16 protein-coding genes are annotated in these 16,622 nt (G+C 56.4%); 9 read left to right on the top strand and 7 right to left on the bottom strand.

Annotated features, from left to right (window positions below; translation table 11 throughout):
- The first annotated feature begins 44 nt into the window (after nt 1-44).
- The 6 genes from M8318_RS01465 to M8318_RS01440 all read left to right on the top strand — a co-directional run bounded on the left by M8318_RS01465 (nt 45) and on the right by M8318_RS01440 (nt 5,686).
- Nucleotides 45-1,856: a beta-glucoside-specific PTS transporter subunit IIABC gene (locus M8318_RS01465; protein WP_262660745.1), complete on the top strand. Its 1,812-nt coding sequence runs from the start codon at nt 45-47 to the stop codon at nt 1,854-1,856.
- Complete coding sequence (locus M8318_RS01460; RefSeq protein WP_262660744.1) at nt 1,856-3,319, top strand: glycoside hydrolase family 1 protein; 1,464 nt, start codon at nt 1,856-1,858, stop codon at nt 3,317-3,319. The genes M8318_RS01465 and M8318_RS01460 overlap by 1 nt, the downstream gene beginning before the upstream one ends.
- A 23-nt stretch (nt 3,320-3,342) precedes the next feature.
- Complete coding sequence (locus tag M8318_RS01455; protein WP_262660743.1) at nt 3,343-4,176, top strand: BglG family transcription antiterminator; 834 nt, start codon at nt 3,343-3,345, stop codon at nt 4,174-4,176.
- A gap of 203 nt (nt 4,177-4,379) precedes the next feature.
- Nucleotides 4,380-4,877, top strand: coding sequence for an Hcp family type VI secretion system effector (locus M8318_RS01450; protein WP_262660742.1), 498 nt, complete (start codon nt 4,380-4,382; stop codon nt 4,875-4,877).
- The gene (locus M8318_RS01445; RefSeq protein WP_262660741.1) at nt 4,874-5,242 is read left to right on the top strand and encodes a DUF2778 domain-containing protein; all 369 of its coding nucleotides are present in this window, start codon (nt 4,874-4,876) and stop codon (nt 5,240-5,242) included. The genes M8318_RS01450 and M8318_RS01445 overlap by 4 nt, the downstream gene beginning before the upstream one ends.
- Nucleotides 5,243-5,686, top strand: coding sequence for a Shiga toxin A subunit (locus M8318_RS01440; RefSeq protein WP_262660740.1), 444 nt, complete (start codon nt 5,243-5,245; stop codon nt 5,684-5,686). It abuts the gene before it with no gap.
- Nucleotides 5,687-5,749: 63 nt separating this feature from the next.
- Here the strand turns inward: M8318_RS01440 and metE are convergent, their stop codons facing one another.
- Nucleotides 5,750-8,011 (bottom strand): 5-methyltetrahydropteroyltriglutamate--homocysteine S-methyltransferase, encoded by a 2,262-nt coding sequence (metE, locus tag M8318_RS01435; RefSeq protein ID WP_262660739.1) that lies wholly within the window; start codon nt 8,009-8,011, stop codon nt 5,750-5,752.
- Between the two features lie 117 nt (nt 8,012-8,128).
- On the opposite strand from metE, the gene metR reads away from it, so the two are divergent.
- Nucleotides 8,129-9,082, top strand: coding sequence for an HTH-type transcriptional regulator MetR (metR, locus tag M8318_RS01430; RefSeq protein WP_106995915.1), 954 nt, complete (start codon nt 8,129-8,131; stop codon nt 9,080-9,082).
- Here the strand turns inward: metR and M8318_RS01425 are convergent.
- The 3 genes from M8318_RS01425 to pldB all read right to left on the bottom strand — a co-directional run bounded on the left by M8318_RS01425 (nt 8,970) and on the right by pldB (nt 11,773).
- Nucleotides 8,970-9,869, bottom strand: a complete 900-nt coding sequence (locus tag M8318_RS01425; protein WP_262660738.1) for a carboxylate/amino acid/amine transporter — start codon at nt 9,867-9,869, stop codon at nt 8,970-8,972. The genes metR and M8318_RS01425 overlap by 113 nt on opposite strands.
- An 82-nt stretch (nt 9,870-9,951) precedes the next feature.
- Complete coding sequence (gene yigL, locus M8318_RS01420; protein ID WP_262660737.1) at nt 9,952-10,752, bottom strand: sugar/pyridoxal phosphate phosphatase YigL; 801 nt, start codon at nt 10,750-10,752, stop codon at nt 9,952-9,954.
- Between the two features lie 25 nt (nt 10,753-10,777).
- On the bottom strand, nt 10,778-11,773 hold the full coding sequence (pldB, locus tag M8318_RS01415; RefSeq protein ID WP_262660736.1) for a lysophospholipase L2: 996 nt from the start codon (nt 11,771-11,773) through the stop codon (nt 10,778-10,780).
- A 109-nt stretch (nt 11,774-11,882) separates the two neighbouring features.
- Between pldB and rhtB the strand changes: the two genes are divergently transcribed.
- Nucleotides 11,883-12,503 carry a homoserine/homoserine lactone efflux protein gene (gene rhtB, locus M8318_RS01410; RefSeq protein WP_106995919.1) on the top strand — a complete coding sequence of 207 codons (621 nt, stop codon included), beginning with the start codon at nt 11,883-11,885 and terminating at the stop codon, nt 12,501-12,503.
- Here the strand turns inward: rhtB and rhtC are convergent.
- From rhtC to pldA, 3 genes are all read right to left on the bottom strand, one after another.
- Nucleotides 12,500-13,120: a threonine export protein RhtC gene (rhtC, locus tag M8318_RS01405; RefSeq protein ID WP_166184705.1), complete on the bottom strand. Its 621-nt coding sequence runs from the start codon at nt 13,118-13,120 to the stop codon at nt 12,500-12,502. The two genes, rhtB and rhtC, sit on opposite strands and share 4 nt — an antisense overlap.
- 61 nt (nt 13,121-13,181) lie before the next feature.
- Nucleotides 13,182-15,011, bottom strand: coding sequence for an ATP-dependent DNA helicase RecQ (recQ, locus tag M8318_RS01400; protein WP_106995921.1), 1,830 nt, complete (start codon nt 15,009-15,011; stop codon nt 13,182-13,184).
- A 91-nt stretch (nt 15,012-15,102) separates the two neighbouring features.
- A complete protein-coding gene (gene pldA / locus M8318_RS01395; RefSeq protein WP_262660735.1) occupies nt 15,103-15,963 on the bottom strand; it encodes a phospholipase A in 861 nt (286 codons plus the stop codon).
- A 158-nt stretch (nt 15,964-16,121) separates the two neighbouring features.
- On the opposite strand from pldA, the gene yigI reads away from it, so the two are divergent.
- Entirely contained in the window at nt 16,122-16,589 is a 468-nt protein-coding gene (yigI, locus tag M8318_RS01390) for an acyl-CoA thioesterase YigI (RefSeq protein WP_106995923.1), read from the top strand.
- The last annotated feature ends 33 nt before the right edge of the window (nt 16,590-16,622 follow it).

The following is a 16,622-nucleotide window of genomic DNA, read 5'->3' as shown; positions in this document are numbered from 1 at the left end:
GGGGTTCAGGTCTTTTTTTTTGCTCTGGAGACAGGGGCCAGAACATGAACCACTTGCAAACAGCGCTGGACATCATCGCCCTGGTCGGCGGTGCTGAGAATATCGAACATATCGAACACTGCTCCACCCGCTTGCGGCTGAGCCTGTATGACAACGGTAAGGTCAACGAAGCGGCGCTGGCAAAGGTCGACGGCGTACTGGGCGTGCGCGTGAACGTGCAGTGCCAGGTGATTATTGGTCACGACGTGGTGCAGGTCTTTGAGGCGGTGCGCTCGCTGGTGGGTTCACCTCAGGCGGACGGACAACATGCGCCTGCCAGAATCAGCCGTGGCGCGCAGATTGTCGATTTCGTGATCAGCGTTTTTCAGCCGCTGGTGCCGGCCATTGCCGGTGGCGGCGTCCTGAAATCGTTGCTGCTGTTGCTGGACGTCATGGGCTGGCTCAGCCGCGACAGCTCGACATACAAAGTCCTGGATAATATCGGCTCCGCGCCGCTCTACTTCCTGCCTATCCTGGTGGCGATCACCACGGCGATGAAGCTCAAGGTGAACGTGCTGGTTGCCGTCTCGGCAGTTTCCGTGATGGTGCTGCCAGCGATGACCAAACAGCTGGCCGACGGGACGGTGTTTATGTCGTTCGATCTGCGCAACGTGGCCTACGCCTCGCAGGTCTTCCCCGCCATTCTGTGCGTGCTGTTTTATGCCCAGACGGAGAAGTTGTTCAACCGCTATTCCCCCGGCGCGTTGCGTATTTTCCTCTCGCCGATGCTCTCTCTGCTGGTGACGGTCCCCGTCACGCTGCTGATCCTGGGGCCGCTGGGCTACGAACTGGGTGCCGGACTGGCAATGGTGATTTTATGGCTGTACGGCAAACTTGGTTTTGTGGCAACGGGGCTGCTGGCCGCCGCCCTGCCCTTTATGGTCGCCGCCGGGATGCACAAGCCGATGCTGCCCTACGCCGTGGCCTCCATGAGCCAGTTTGGGCGAGAAATGCTCTATCTGCCCGCGTCGCTGGCGCACAACATTGCCGAGTCCGGCGCCTGTCTGGCGATTGCGCTTAAAAGCAAAGATAAAGTACTGAAATCCACCGCTTTCTCCGCCGGGATCTCGGCTCTGTTCGGCATTACCGAACCGGCGTTGTATGGCGTCACCCTGCTGAACAAAAAAGCGCTCTACAGCGTGATCCTCGGCAGTATTGTCGGCGGGGCCTTTATCGGCTGGATGGCGATTCAGGCCTTTGCCCTCGTCGGCCCTGGCCTGGCCAGCATCTCAATGTTTGTCTCCCCGGATAACGCCATGAACATCGTCTGGGCCTTCGCCGGGGCGGGGTTATCCTTTGCCGTGGCCTTTATCAGCGCCCTGCTGCTGTGGCGCGATAAAGCGGTTGAAAGCACCGACGCGCTGAGCTTTACCCGCCCGGTTAAGGGACAGATCATCCCGCTTGAAAAGGTTAACGATGACGTCTTCTCCCGCAAAATCATGGGCGACGGGATTGCGATTATTCCTTCCCAGGGCGTGCTGCGAGCCCCGGCGGATGGAACCATTATGAACGTGTTTGATAGCGGCCACGCGCTGAGCCTGCTCACCGACGCGGGCGTCGAGCTGATTTTCCATATCGGCATCGACACCATCAGGCTGCAGGGCGAAGGCTTCTCCCCACGGGTAGTAGAGGGTCAGCACGTGAAGAGCGGCGACACGCTGATTGAATTTTCACTCGATACCATTGCTGCCGCCGGGCTCGATCCGGTGGTGATGATGGTGGTCACTAACGGCGAACGCTTTTCGCTGACACCAGGTAATACCGACGATAAGAATCCAGACCCGCATATCATCATGACGCTTAAGGAGTCCGTGTAATGGAGAAATCCCTCCCGTTTCCGCAAGGTTTTTTATGGGGTGGCGCTATAGCCGCCAATCAGGCCGAAGGGGCATGGAATGTGGATGGCAAAGGGCCGTCCGTTGCTGACGCCATCACCTGGAAGCCCAACCTGTCCCTGAAGGATTACAGCGGCCATATGGCGCTGACCGACGAGAACATTCGCGACGCGTTTGAAGGTAAAAATGACGCGCTCTACCCGAAACGTCGCGGCATCGATTTTTATCATCACTATAAGGACGATATCGCCCTGTTTGCTGAGATGGGCTATACCGTGCTACGGGTATCGATCGCCTGGTCACGTATCTTCCCGACCGGTGAAGGCGCCGCGCCAAACGAGGCGGGTCTGCAGTTTTATGAAGAGATGTTCCGCGAACTGCGTCGCCATAACATCGAGCCGCTGGTGACCCTCTCCCACTACGAAATGCCGCTGGCCCTGAGTGAAAAATATAACGGCTGGGTGCACCGCAACGTGGTGGATGCCTTCGTGCGCTTCAGCAACGTCTGTTTCGACCGCTACAAAGATCTGGTCCGCTACTGGCTGACGTTTAATGAGATCGACAGTATCCATCGTCATCCGTTTACCACGGCGGGCATCCGGGAAGAGAAAAGCGCGCCGGGCAAAGCCCAGCAGGATATCTACCAGGGGCTACATCACCAGTTTGTCGCCTCGGCGCTGGTGACGCGCGACTGCCACGCCAAAATCCCGGGCAGCCAGGTCGGGTGCATGCTGACCAAACTCACTACCTACCCCCACAGCTGCCGTCCGGAAGATGTGGAAGCAACGCTGAAGAAGAATCTGGAGAACTACTTCTACGCCGATGTGCAGGTATTTGGCGAATATCCGCCGCTGATCCTGCGCGATCTGGCCCGTCGGGACATCCAGATCGCGATGCAGGCCGACGATCAGCGCATTTTAAAGGATCATACCGTCGACTTTGTCTCTTTTAGCTACTACATGTCGATGACCGAATCGACCCAGCCAGACGTGGAGCGCATCCCGGGAAATACCGTTCTCGGGGTGAAAAACCCGTACCTGCCGGCCTCCGAGTGGGGCTGGCAGATTGACCCTGTCGGGCTGAAAATCTCTCTGCTGGAGCTGTACGACCGCTACCAGAAGCCGCTATTTATCGTGGAGAACGGCCTCGGCGCGAAGGATGTGGTGGAAAACGGCGAGATCCACGACAGCTACCGCATCGACTATTTCCGCGCCCACTTCGAGCAAACGTTGGCAGCTATAAATGAAGGGGTGGATGTGATGGGATTCACCACCTGGGGATGCATCGACATTATCAGTGCGGGCACCTCGCAAATGTCCAAGCGCTACGGTTTTATCTATGTCGATCAGGACGATGAAGGCAACGGCACGCTGAAGCGTCTGAAAAAAGAGTCCTTCTGGTGGTACAAAAAAGTGATCGCCAGCAATGGCGCAGACATGAGCTAACCGGCCATGCCGCAGGAATAACCGTGATAACGATAAAAAAGTCGCTTAATAACAGTATGCTGCTGGTCGACAACGACCAGCGGGAGATGATTTTGTTCGGCAAGGGGATCGGCTTTGGCGCGAAACCCGGCACTCACATCGACCTGGCGCAGGTGGAGAAGGTCTTCCTGCCCCTGAGCGATCTCAAATCCCGCCATTTTTTATCCCTGACGGACACCATTCCTGCGGCGTTCTTCGGCATTAGCCATGAAATTCTTATCCTCGCGCGCAGTCTGTGCGGGGATAAGCTCAATTCCGTATTGCTCTTTACCCTTGCAGAGCATCTGCACTTTGCAGTGGAGCGCAGCCGGAGCGGGCAGACGATCCTCAATAAGCTGAGCTGGGAAGTGAAGCGCTACTACCCCCAGGAGTACAGCGTAGGGTTGCAGGCGCGCGCCCAGGTGAACGAAAAGTTTGAGGTCGAATTACCCGAAGAAGAGGCGGTGAACATCGCCTTTCATCTGATCAACGCCAGCAGCCAGGACGACGACAGCACCGCCCACCAGCAGGTTGAACTGGTCAACCGCATCGCCGATATCGTGCGCTACAAGCTGGGCAAGACTATCGATACGCAGTCGGTGAACTACATGCGCTTTATCACCCATCTGCGCTATTTTGCCGAGCGGGTACTGGCTGGGAAAATAGCGCTTACTGAGACCGACGATTTTTATCAGGAACTGATGCGCCACCGCCCGGACGCGATGACCGTAGCCTGGGCGATCCGCGACTACGTGCAGGATAAGTATCAGCTCACCCTCCCGAAAGATGAGCTGACGTGGTTGAGCATTCATATTAGCCGGTTGATGGACGGGCAGTAAATTGCCCGGTGGTGGCTGCGCCTTACCGGGCCTACAAATGACACTACATCGAGTGTCGGGGTTAACCCTTTTCACCTCCTGATTTGTGATGCTTCACCAAGAACAAACGCTTTAGGAAATTAACCATACTTTTATCGTTTCCTGTTCTGTATGCCGGGCGTAAGCTGGATTTAATATCCATCGTTAAAACAGGAGGTTATAAGATGGCTATACCGGTCTATCTTTGGTTAACAGACTACGCAGGGAATCAGGTTAAAGGTTCCGTTGATATACGAGGAAGAGAAGGCAGCATTGAGATTATAGAGTTTATGCATTCTGTCGATCTGCCGACGGACAATCTTACAGGTAAAATTACTGGCAAACGTATCCATGGTGACTTTGCTTTAATCAAAGAAATAGATAGTTCATCGCCTTACCTTTATAAAGGCGTATCTACTGGTAAAACCTTTAAGCAAGCAGAACTTAAATTCTATCGTATAAATCATAATGGTCAGGAAGAAGAATATTTCCGTATAACGATGGAAAATGTCAGGGTTAATGGAATAGAACCATTAATGTTCGACATTAAAAACCCCACCTTTGAAAGGCACAATCACCTTGAAGCCTTTTATTTAGCTTACGAGATAATCACATGGCACTATCTGGATGGAAATATTATTCATACAGACAGATGGGATGCTGAGCAGGAGGCTGTAGTATGACGTGGGTTTATAAAGTAAGTTCGCACTCTTTTTATCTGGATGGCACTTATCAGTTTGATGGTCAGTATGCAGGAAGACCTGGGTTTAAAAACGACTCGGCAAATGAATGCGTAAAAAACAAAGGCCCGTTACCAAGAGGGACTTATACAATAGGGCCCGCCTTCTATCACCCAAAAACCAAAGCATGGACAATGAGATTAACGCCTTATGCCGGTATCGACATGTGTGGTCGGGATGGCTTTATGATACATGGTGAAAGTTCAGCGCATCCGGGAGAAGCATCCGATGGCTGTATCATTCTGAATTTATCCAGTCGTAAAATTATTGCCGCAAGCAATGATAAAATATTAGTTGTGGAGGATTAAATGTTAAAAAAACAACTCCTCTGGATAATGATAATAGTTCCGTTGCTCGCAGAGGCACAGAACAAGGGGTGTGCTATTGTCGGCGCCTCAATGGAAGAAGCTTTATTTGACGCTGTTTCAAGAGATCTTCAAATCGATACGTCGACCATTCTGAGGGAAAAAACGATTGTTAACGTTATCGACACCTCTCCCGTATCAAAACTGTACGCAAGATCGTTAGCTAAAATCGATTATGAAATCGCCAAGGCACAGGGTAAAGCGACAATACCTGAAAATGCTTACTTTGACAGTTATTATGAAAATCATACGCAATCGCTAACAGCCAAATACATTTATATTAATAAGGAGATGAAGAAAAATGTATTTATTGCCTCCAGCCTTATGAACAAAGATGAATGTTCTGTCAGGTTTAATGGTTATATTACGCTTTCAAGGGAATTTTAATTTTCAGTAAGGCTTAACGTAGGCCGGGCAAGCGTCAGCGCTGCCCGGCAATCGTGCGCAGAATTAACCCTGACGCAAATTCTGCGCCGCCTTAACCATATTCGCCAGCGCGGCGCGGGTCTCCGGCCAGCCGCGGGTTTTGAGACCGCAGTCCGGGTTCACCCACAGGCGTTCTGCCGGGATACGCTGGGCCGCTTTTTGCAGCAGAGCTTCAATCCACTCCACGCTCGGGACGTTCGGGGAGTGAATGTCGTACACCCCCGGCCCGATTTCGTTCGGGTAGTCGAACTCTTCAAACGACTCCAGCAGTTCCATGTCGGAACGTGACGTCTCGATGGTGATCACGTCGGCATCCAGCGCCGCGATGGAATCCATAATGTCGTTAAACTCGCAGTAACACATGTGAGTGTGGATCTGGGTGTCATCCTTCGCAACGGCGGCGTTAATGCGGAAAGCTTCCACGCCCCACGCCAGGTAGGCATCCCAGTCGCTGCGACGCAGCGGCAGGCCCTCCCGCAATGCCGGTTCGTCAATCTGGATGATGCCGATGCCCGCGGCTTCCAGATCCGCTACTTCATCCCGCAGTGCCAGGGCAATCTGTTTAGCGATGGTTTCACGGGTCACGTCTTCGCGCGGGAAGGACCAGCAGAGGATGGTCACCGGACCGGTCAGCATGCCTTTAACCGGCTTGTCAGTCAGGGACTGGGCGTACTTCGCCCACTCCACGGTGATCGCTTCCGGACGGCTGACGTCACCGATCACCACCGGCGGCTTCACGCAGCGGGAGCCATAGCTCTGCACCCAGCCGTTCTGGGTAAAGACGAACCCGTCCAGATGCTCGCCGAAATACTCCACCATGTCGTTACGCTCGGCTTCACCGTGGACCAGCACGTCGAGACCTAAACGCTCCTGCTCCACAATCGCCTGTTTGATATGTTCGGCGATGCCGGTGCGGTAGTTATTTGCGTCCAGATTACCCTTTTTGAAGTCCAGACGCAGGCCGCGGATCTCGGTGGTCTGCGGGAAGGAGCCGATGGTGGTGGTCGGCCAGGCAGGCAGGTTAAAGCGCGCACGCTGGGCTTCGGCCCGAACCTCATAGGCGCTTTGACGCTGGCTGTCCCGGGCGGTAATGGCCGCCAGACGTTTTTCCACCGCCGGGTTGTGGACGCGGGCCGAGTGACGACGGGCCTGGATCGGGGCACTCCATTCGGTAATCGCCGCCGTGTCGCCACTATTCAGCGCATCGCGCAGCAGGGCCAGCTCTTCACATTTTTGCAGGGCAAAGGCAAACCAGCTCTTCACTTCCGCATCCAGCCGGGTTTCAACGCTCAGGTCGATGGGGCTGTGCAGTAGGGAACAGGATGAGGCCACCCACAGCTCGCGTTTTCCGACAATGTTTTTGATCTGTCCATATTTCTTAGTAAGGTCGGCGCGCCAGACGTTACGCCCGTTCACCAGCCCGGCAGAGAGCAGCCAGTCGGACGGCAGGCGTTTGTGCAGTTCCGCCACCTCATCGTTGCCGTGGACCAGGTCCACGTGCAGGCCCTGCACCGGCAGCGCGGTGATGGTGTCGAGGTTGGGCGTGACGCCTTCAAAATAGGTGGTCAGCAGCAGCTTCACCTGGCCCGCCAGGGCGTCATACGCCGGTTTGAACGCCTCCAGCCACGCCTGCGGCAGCTCCAGTACCAGCGCTGGTTCGTCGATCTGCACCCACTCAACGCCGCGTTTTGCCAGCTCGCCCAGCACCTGCTGGTACACCGGCAGGATGTCATTCAGCAGGCTCAGGCGGTCAAACTGCTCGCCCTTCACTTTTCCCAGCCACAGATACGTCACCGGGCCCAGCAGGACAGGTTTGATCTGGTGGCCCAGCGCCTGCGCTTCGTCCACCTCATCCAGCAGCTGGGTCCAGGTCAGTGTGAACTGCTGGCCTTTGACGAACTCCGGCACCATGTAGTGATAGTTAGTGTTAAACCATTTGGTCATTTCTGCTGCCGCCGCGGGCTCACCGGTCGGCGCACGACCACGGCCAATGCGGAACAGGGTGTCGATATCCACCGATCCATCGTTGTTCTGATGACGAGCCGGCACGTTGCCAAGCAGCAGGCTGGTGGTCAGAACATGGTCGTACCAGGCGAAATCGCCCACCGGGAGCAGATCCACACCCGCCTGCTTCTGCTGGTCCCAGTGACGGGCGCGCAGTTCGCGACCCACCGCCAGCAGTTCGTCACGGGTGGTATTGCCCGCCCAGTAGCTCTCTTGTGCTTTTTTCAGTTCGCGGCGAAGGCCGACGCGTGGGAAACCGAGGGTGTGGTTACGAATTGTCATGATGTGCCCCTTATGGAATTTTCAGGATTTAGACGTCCAGATGTTTACACTTCCATATTGTAAAGGTACTGTATATTCCTCAAGCGCAAATTGCTCATGGCGAAGTGAAGGACTTTCATGATCGAGATAAAACACCTGAAAACGCTACAAGCGTTGCGGAACTGCGGTTCTCTCGCGGCGGCGGCGGCCACGCTGCACCAGACGCAATCCGCCCTTTCACACCAGTTCAGCGATCTGGAACAACGCCTTGGCTTCCGTCTGTTTGTGCGTAAGAGTCAGCCGCTGCGCTTTACGCCGCAGGGGGAGATCCTGCTGCAGCTGGCTAATCAGGTGCTGCCGCAGATCGCCAGCGCGCTGCAGGCCTGCCATGAGCCGCAGCAGAGTAAACTGCGCATCGCCATTGAGTGTCACAGCTGTATTCAGTGGCTGACCCCCGCGCTTGAGAACTTCCGTCAGAAGTGGCCGCAGGTGGAGATGGACTTTAACTCCGGCGTGACTTTTGACCCGCAGCCGTCCCTCATACAGGGCGAGCTGGATCTGGTGATGACCTCGGACATTCTGCCTCGCAGCGGTCTGCACTATTCCCCGATGTTTGATTTTGAAGTGCGTCTGGTGCTGGCCCCGGATCATCCTCTGGCCGCGAAAACGCGCATCACGCCGGAAGATCTGGCGACGGAAACGCTGCTGATCTACCCGGTGCAGCGCAGTCGTCTGGATATCTGGCGTCACTTCCTGCAACCGGCAGGCATCAGTCCGCAGCTGAAAAGCGTGGATAACACCCTGCTGTTGATTCAGATGGTAGCGGCCAGAATGGGCATCGCGGCGCTGCCGCACTGGGTGGTGGAGAGTTTCGAACGCCAGGGTCTGGTGGTGACCAAGACCCTGGGCGAGGGATTGTGGAGCCGGCTGTACTCTGCTGTGCGTGATGGCGAGCAGCGTCAACCGGTTACCGAGGCCTTTATTCGCTCAGCGCGGAACCACGCCTGCGACCATCTGCCGTTTGTGCGGAGCGCGGAGCGACCCAACGGCGATGTACCCACAGTGAAGCCAGGATCACCGTCCCCCCAATAATAAAGCTCGGCCAGTGCGGTTGTTCCTGCCAGATGGCGAGGTTCACCAGCAGGCCCGCAGGGACGTGGACGTTGTTCATGATCCCCAGCGTCCCGGCGTCCACCTGCGTGGCGCCGTAGTTCCACATAAAGTAACCCAGCCCCGATGCCACGACCCCCAGCCAGATCAGCACGCTCCACTGCAGCGTGGTGGTCGGCAGCTTCTGCGGATTTCCCAGCATGAACCACGCCACCACCGCCACGATCGCCGCCCCCATATAGAACCAGGCAAAGGCGTTGTGCTGCGGCATCGGTCGGGTTTCCATCAGGCGTTTATAGCCCACCATGCCGATCGCAAAGCTGATATTGGCGAGCTGGACGAACATCAGCCCGGTCCAGAAGTGATCGCTCACTTTGTCGTAGCGAATAATTGCCGCGCCCGCCACCGCCAGCGCCGCGCTCAGCAGGTAGCCCCAGCGCAAGCGGCGCTTGCTCAGCAGATCGTAAATCAGGGTGATGTAGAGCGGCGTCAGGACGGTAAAGAGCAGGAATTCCGATACTGACAGGTAGACGTACGCCCGGAAGCTGAACAGGTACATGATGCCAAGCTGCATCGCCCCCACCAGCATATAGAGCAGAATGGTTTTCAGCGTTTGCCCGCGCGTACGCAGGAACGGCAGGAACACCAGCGCTGCCAGCCCGACGCGCATCAGCACCGAGAAGTAGCTGTCGACCTGCCCGGCAAGGTATTCGCCGATCAGGCTAAAGGAGAAGGCCCACAGGATAGTGGTGATGGTGAGTAGCGCCACAATGCTTGTCTCTCTGAAAGATGGACAGGCATTGTAGCGAACTCTTCGGTTGACAACTGAACGTTAAACAACCAAATGAAGATTATTCAAGGAACAGCTTCCGCAAGTATTTTGGCACCGCGTTGTCCGCGTTGGTGCCGATCACTTCCAGCTCCGGGTGCAGGTCTTTCAGGCGCTGATGGGCGTTTTCCATGATGCAGCCTTTACCCGCCATGGAGAGCATTTCGGCGTCGTTCATGCCGTCGCCAAAGGCGATGCAGTCCTGCAGGTTAAAGCCCAGACGTTTGGCCACAGCTTCGAGGGCATGGCCCTTGGAGACGCCGCCAGCCATCACTTCCAGACAGGTCAGGGTGGAGAAACTGACGTTAACCCGGTCGCCCCAGCGCGCATTGATCGCCTGCTCCAGCGGCAGCAGCGCTTCATGGCTGTCGGTGGTGAAGAACACTTTGCTGATGCCTTCCGGCTCCAGCAGGCCCGGTTCATACAGCGAGTAGTTGAAGACCGCCTCTTTGAAGAAACGCATCTCGTCCGGGCGGTGACGGTTCATAAACCATTCATCATCGCGATAGACGTTGGTGATGATATCCGGGTTGTTATGCATGATCCCGAACAGATCGGTGGCGATGTCGCGATCGAGGTTGTGGGTAAAGATCAGATTCCCGTCCAGATCGTGCACGCGGGCACCGTTGGAGGTGATCATGTAAGATTTGATCTCCAGATTATCGCGGATCTGCCCCACATCAACGTGGTGGCGGCCGGTGGCGAAGACAAAATTCACGCCACGGGCAGTCAGGAGTTTTAAGGTCTCTTTCGCGTAAGGCGATAAAGTGTGGTCGGGAGAGAGCAGCGTGCCATCTAAATCAGACGCGACAACCTGGTACATAGGAAAATTTAACCTCTGGTGAATATCAGTTATGCCTGCCGAAAAAGTCGACGATGGCGTGGAGTGCGACTGAGCGCATGGCGTCCTTTTCGAAAAGGATCTCATGGTACGCGCCGTTTATGACCAGCGGTTGACCCCCTTCGCAAGGGTGACCGGCTGCGGCTCGCAGTTCACAAAAGCGGGTATGCATGCGGTTATCCACCACCCGCTCCTCTTCTGCCTGAAGGATAAGCGTGGGGGTGTCGTCCTGACCAGCGCCCGCCAGGGCCTCAACACCCGCCAGAATGCCTTCACGCACCCAATGGTAGGTGGGGCCCCCGACGCGTAAACGCGGTTCATCGGCATAAAAACGCAGATTACGGCGATAACGCTGCCGACTGTGGGTTAACACGTTAATGGCAAAGGGCAGCGCGCGCCAGCGCCCGGTGCCGATGGCATAGCCTTCACGAATGCGCTGATGGCCCTCAGCCCAGTCGAGAATATGACGTACCATCCAGTCCGGGAAGCGCATGACGATCCCAAACATCGGGGCGCTCAGGGCAATGGCATCACACTGGTGCTGCGGGTGGCGCTGTAAAAACAGCGTGGCGATTGCGCCGCCCATTGAGTGCGCCAGGATAAACCGTTTTCGCCACGGACCGGGCTGCACTTCCTGCTGCCAGAAGGCGGCAAAATCATCGACGTAATCGCTGAACTGACCCACATGGCCGCGGTGCGTGTCGGACAACATCCGCCCGGAACGCCCCTGACCGCGGTGGTCGATAATCAGCACGTCATAACCCAGCCGGAAAAGATCGTATGCCAGCTCGGCATACTTAACGTAACTTTCAATCCGGCCAGGGCAGATCACAATCACCGAATCGTGGGCTTCAGCCCGAAAACGAACAAAGCGCACAGGAACATCATCGACGCCTGTGAAACCGCCTTCCTCGCGCTGGCGCCAGAAATCAGTTAGCGGCCCCATAGAGAAAGCAGCAAAAGCCTTTTCTCGCGTTTCCCAGTCCTTATTCTGCTCAAACATCGGGTTTACGCCCCTGTAAGCCAAGGAATATCGTTTTTTCGTGACAGGTCGTAAAATGACGCAACATTAGCGTATTGTGGCATAAAAATAGACGATTCGGGAGCTTCAAATGACCTTCGAGTGGTGGTTCGCTTACCTGCTGACATCCATTATCCTCAGCCTTTCGCCGGGCTCCGGGGCCATCAATACCATGACCACCGCCATGAACCACGGCTATCGCGGCGCAGCCGCGTCCATTGCCGGATTGCAGACCGGGCTGGGTATTCACATCGTGCTGGTGGGTATAGGGCTCGGCACACTCTTCTCCCGCTCGGTGCTGGCCTTTGAGGTGCTGAAATGGGCCGGTGCGGCCTACCTTATCTGGCTGGGCATCCAGCAGTGGCGCGCCGCGGGTGCCCTGGATCTGAATACGCTTGCTCAAACCCAGAGCCGGGGCCGCCTGTTTAAGCGCGCGGTGTTTGTGAACCTGACCAACCCGAAAAGCATCGTCTTTCTGGCAGCCCTGTTTCCACAGTTCATCGTGCCGCATCAGCCGCAGATTATGCAGTACGTGGTGCTCGGCGTGACCACCATTGTGGTCGATATTATTGTGATGATTGGCTATGCGACGCTGGCCACGCGGATTGCGACATGGATTAAAGGGCCTCGTCAGATGAAGGCCCTGAATAAAGTGTTCGGTTCGCTGTTTATGCTGGTCGGTGCGCTGCTGGCATCAGCCAGGCACGCTTAACGGGACAGGATCAGGTGAATACCGAAGCCGGCGAATAACGCGCCGGCAACGCCGTCAATCCACTTCGCCAGACGTTGATAACCGCGACGCATCGACGGAAGCGCAAACAGGCTCGCTACCACCGTAAACCAGGCGAAGGTTTCCAGTACGATAAGCAGGAAAATGCCCCAGCGTGCTCCGGCCCCGACCTCTTCGCCGACGAACAGTGAGAATACCGAGCCGAAATAGATAATCGCTTTTGGATTGGCAAGATTGGTCAGCAGCCCTTTCACAAAGCTACGCCCGCTGGCCGCCAGCTCCATTTTTGGCTCCGACGCCCCGGAGTCATCTTTCTTAAACGCCCCGCGCAGCATCTGATAGCCCATCCAGCACAGATACAGACCGCCGCCGACCATGATGATGTTGTGCAGCCAGGCCATTTTATCGAGGATCAGGTTCAGGCCCAGTAGCGCCAGCGCTGCCCAGACCATGACGCCAAGGGTAATGCCCAGCACGCCCATCATCGCCTCTTTACGGGAGCGACTCACCGCCGTTTGGGAGACAAAGAAAAAGTCAGGGCCAGGGCTCATCAGCGCCACGATGTGCACCAGCGCCACGGTCAGAAACAGGGTTAACATAATTAACTCGCGGGGAAATAGTTCAGGGAGTCATCATCCTGGCACTTTTTTGCCGGGCTGACTACTCCTCATCATCGCCATCCGTATGGGAACGAATCAGCGCCATAAACTCTTTACCAAAACGCTCGAGTTTACGCGTGCCAACGCCGTTGACGCTGAGCATTTCGCTGGCGCTGAGCGGCATCTGCTCGGCCATCTCGATCAGCGTCGCATCGTTAAATACCACATACGGCGGGATATTCTCTTCGTCCGCGATAGCTTTGCGCAGCTTACGCAGCTTGGCGAACAGTTTGCGATCGTAGTTGCCGCCGTAGGATTTCTGCATCACCCGTGGCTTGAGCGCTACCACGCGCGGCACGGCCAGCTGCAGCTCCACGACGCCGCGCAGCACCGGGCGGGCCGCTTCGGTGAGCTGCAGCGCGGAGTGCTGGGCGATGTTCTGGGTAGCAAAGCCGAGGTGGATCAGCTGACGGATGACGCTGACCCAGTGCTCATGGCTCTGATCGCGACCAATCCCGTAGACCGGCAGCTTGTCATGGCCCATCTCGCGGATACGCTGATTATTGGCGCCGCGCAGCACTTCCACCACATAGCCCATGCCGAAGCGTTGATTGACGCGGCCAATGGTGGAGAGCGCCTTACGCGCGTCCATCAGTCCGTCATACTGCTTCGGTGGATCGAGGCAGATATCGCAGTTGCCGCACGGCTCCTGACGTCCTTCGCCAAAATAGTTAAGCAGCACCAGACGGCGGCAGGTTTGCGCTTCGGCAAAGGCGCCCATCGCGTTGAGCTTATGGCGTTCGATATCCTGCAGCGCCCCCTGCGGTTTCTCTTCGAGGCAGCGACGCAGCCAGGCCATATCGGCCGGATCGTAGAACAGCATCGCTTCCGCAGGCAGGCCGTCACGTCCGGCGCGGCCCGTCTCCTGATAGTAGGATTCGATATTGCGCGGAATGTCGAAATGCACCACAAAGCGCACGTTCGGCTTGTTGATGCCCATCCCAAAGGCGACAGTTGCCACCACGATTTGCAGGTCGTCGCGCTGGAATTTCTCCTGCACGTCGGCGCGAATGTGGTTCTCAAGCCCGGCATGATAGGCCGCGGCGCTGAAGCCCCGGCTCTGCAGACGCGCGGCGGTGTCTTCCACCTTCGCCCGGCTGTTGCAGTAGATGATGCCCGACTTACCGCGCTGCTCCTGGACATAGCGCAGCAGCTGATCCAGCGGCTTGAATTTTTCCATCAGCATGTAGCGGATATTCGGGCGGTCGAAGCTGCTGACCTGAATCAGCGGATCGTTAAGCCCCAGCAGGCGCACAATGTCCTGTCGGGTGGTGTCGTCGGCGGTAGCGGTGAGCGCCATAAACGGCAGCTCGGGGAAACGCTGGCGCAGATGACCGAGGGCCGCGTACTCCGGACGGAAATCATGGCCCCACTGGGAAATACAGTGCGCTTCGTCCACCGCCAGCAGCACCGGGTTCCAGTGCGCCAGATGCTCAAGGAAGTTATCCAGCATCAGGCGTTCCGGGGCGATATACAGCAGACGCACCTGCCCGGTACGGCACCCGGCCATCACTTCCTGCTGCTGCTCGCGGGTTTGGGTGGAGTTGATACAGGCCGCCGCCACACCGTTCGCCAGCAGCTGGTCGACCTGATCTTTCATCAGCGAGATCAGCGGTGATACCACCACCGTCAGGCCGTTCATCACCAGCGCGGGAACCTGATAGCACAGCGATTTCCCACCGCCGGTCGGCATTACCACCAGACAGTCACGGCCCGCAAGGGCGGTGTTAATGATGGTTTCCTGGCCCGGGCGGAACTGCTGGTAGCCAAAGGTTTCATGCAAAACCTGTTTAGCCAGCAACTCCTGATTTACGACTTCCGCCTGCACCACATCAACCCCATTTGCCTGAAATAAAAACAGGCGCTATTTTCAGCGCCTGCGAGAGAAACTTCAACGTTTAAGACAAAAACATTCGAGGAGGCTAGAAAAGATCGTTCAGCATCACGCCTACACCGACGCGGGTCTGGTTGAAGTTGTAGTCGATCAGCGATTCGCCATAGCCGCTATACACCTGAGTATAGAGACGAACATGTTTGGTCAGCGGGTAGCTGACACCCATCTCCGCGCCGCCGTAGCCGGTATTCCAGTTGTACTGGCCCTTCACGCTAAGGACCGCTTCACCCAGCTGGTAGCCCACCCGCAGCTGGTAGTAGCCCATGTATTTGGTGATATCCGGGTTATCGTCGGTGTTACCCACCACATACCAGGGTTTGACCTCCACCAGCCAGTTACCGTTTTGCGCCATCAGGCGGGTATAGAGGCGGTTCCAGCTGCGCGACGTGGGGTCTGAGCGGCCGTTCGACATATGGTTATAGCCAAACTCCACGTCCCGCAGTGTCCAGCCTGCCAGCGAGTAATCGGTGGCGAAACCGAGGAACAGCTGTGGCTCATAGTTGGTCTCACGGAACGGCGATGATTCGTCGCTGTTCGACAGCTGCCACCAGGATTTTTGCGTGTAGGAGCCACCCAGAATCGAATTCGGCCCCAGAATGCCGCGCCACAGCGGGAAGGCGAGGCTCAGCTGAAACTTCACCTCATCTTTTTGCGAATCGTCGGCCCAGTCATAGGTGCGGATCGCCTCTTTATTGAGATCGCTGGTGGCGGTGTAGATGAGGTAGTTGCTGTCATAGGGATAGAGCGTAAAGGGATTATCGTGCTCTTCCAAAAGGTTAGCGATGATGCTGCCACGTACGGCAGGCACCCTCTGAGTTACCGCTTCCTGTGCGAACGCCACAGAGGGCAGCGTAACCGCCGCCAGGAATCCGGCCTGATAAATGCGCATCGGTGATGCTCTCCTGCTAAAGAGTTTTAATGAAGAATTATTTTGATCCCTTTTAACATATTTCAGTAATAGCCGCTTCACCTGCGCTCTGAATCTGGAAATTCACATTAATGAGGCATAAAATCAACAGCCTTATAACACTAAGGATGTGACGTGCTATGTCTGCCACGCTAACTGCCGACCAGGCCCTGAAGCTTGTCGGCGAGATCTTCGTCTACCATATGCCGTTCAACCGCGCGCTGGGGCTTGAGCTGGAGCGCTACGAGAAAGATTTTGCCCAACTGAGCTTTAACAACCAGCCGATGATGGTCGGTAACTGGGCGCAAAGCATTCTCCACGGCGGGGTGATCGCCTCTGCCCTCGACGTTGCCGCCGGTCTGGTTTGCGTCGGCAGCACCCTGACCCGCCACGACACCATCAACGAAGACGAGCTGCGCCAGCGCCTGTCGCGGATGGGCACCATCGATCTGCGCGTCGATTATCTGCGCCCCGGTCGCGGGAACCGCTTTACCGCCAGCAGCAGCCTGCTGCGGGCGGGCAATAAAGTCGCGGTCGCACGCGTGGAGCTGCATAACGAAGAGCAGGTTTATATCGCCAGCGCAACCGCCACTTATATGGTGGGTTGAGAGGGTAAAATCGGGTAAAATTGCGTTACTTTT

It is taken from the genome of Leclercia tamurae, assembly GCF_025566055.1.
Lineage (GTDB): Bacteria > Pseudomonadota > Gammaproteobacteria > Enterobacterales > Enterobacteriaceae > Enterobacter > Enterobacter tamurae.
Note: the sequence above shows the minus strand (reverse complement) of the source record. Positions and strands in the feature narration are given on the sequence as shown.

What these genes read in the sequence shown, in the direction of transcription:
- M8318_RS01465 (WP_262660745.1), top strand. Translation starts at nt 45, where the DNA reads ATGAACCACTTGCAAACAGCGCTGGACATCATCGCCCTGGTCGGCGGT.
- M8318_RS01460 (WP_262660744.1), top strand. Translation starts at nt 1,856, where the DNA reads ATGGAGAAATCCCTCCCGTTTCCGCAAGGTTTTTTATGGGGTGGCGCT.
- M8318_RS01450 (WP_262660742.1), top strand. Translation starts at nt 4,380, where the DNA reads ATGGCTATACCGGTCTATCTTTGGTTAACAGACTACGCAGGGAATCAG.
- M8318_RS01445 (WP_262660741.1), top strand. Translation starts at nt 4,874, where the DNA reads ATGACGTGGGTTTATAAAGTAAGTTCGCACTCTTTTTATCTGGATGGC.
- M8318_RS01440 (WP_262660740.1), top strand. Translation starts at nt 5,243, where the DNA reads ATGTTAAAAAAACAACTCCTCTGGATAATGATAATAGTTCCGTTGCTC.
- metE (WP_262660739.1), bottom strand. Translation starts at nt 8,011, where the DNA reads ATGACAATTCGTAACCACACCCTCGGTTTCCCACGCGTCGGCCTTCGC.
- metR (WP_106995915.1), top strand. Translation starts at nt 8,129, where the DNA reads ATGATCGAGATAAAACACCTGAAAACGCTACAAGCGTTGCGGAACTGC.
- yigL (WP_262660737.1), bottom strand. Translation starts at nt 10,752, where the DNA reads ATGTACCAGGTTGTCGCGTCTGATTTAGATGGCACGCTGCTCTCTCCC.
- pldB (WP_262660736.1), bottom strand. Translation starts at nt 11,773, where the DNA reads ATGTTTGAGCAGAATAAGGACTGGGAAACGCGAGAAAAGGCTTTTGCT.
- rhtB (WP_106995919.1), top strand. Translation starts at nt 11,883, where the DNA reads ATGACCTTCGAGTGGTGGTTCGCTTACCTGCTGACATCCATTATCCTC.
- rhtC (WP_166184705.1), bottom strand. Translation starts at nt 13,120, where the DNA reads ATGTTAACCCTGTTTCTGACCGTGGCGCTGGTGCACATCGTGGCGCTG.
- pldA (WP_262660735.1), bottom strand. Translation starts at nt 15,963, where the DNA reads ATGCGCATTTATCAGGCCGGATTCCTGGCGGCGGTTACGCTGCCCTCT.
- yigI (WP_106995923.1), top strand. Translation starts at nt 16,122, where the DNA reads ATGTCTGCCACGCTAACTGCCGACCAGGCCCTGAAGCTTGTCGGCGAG.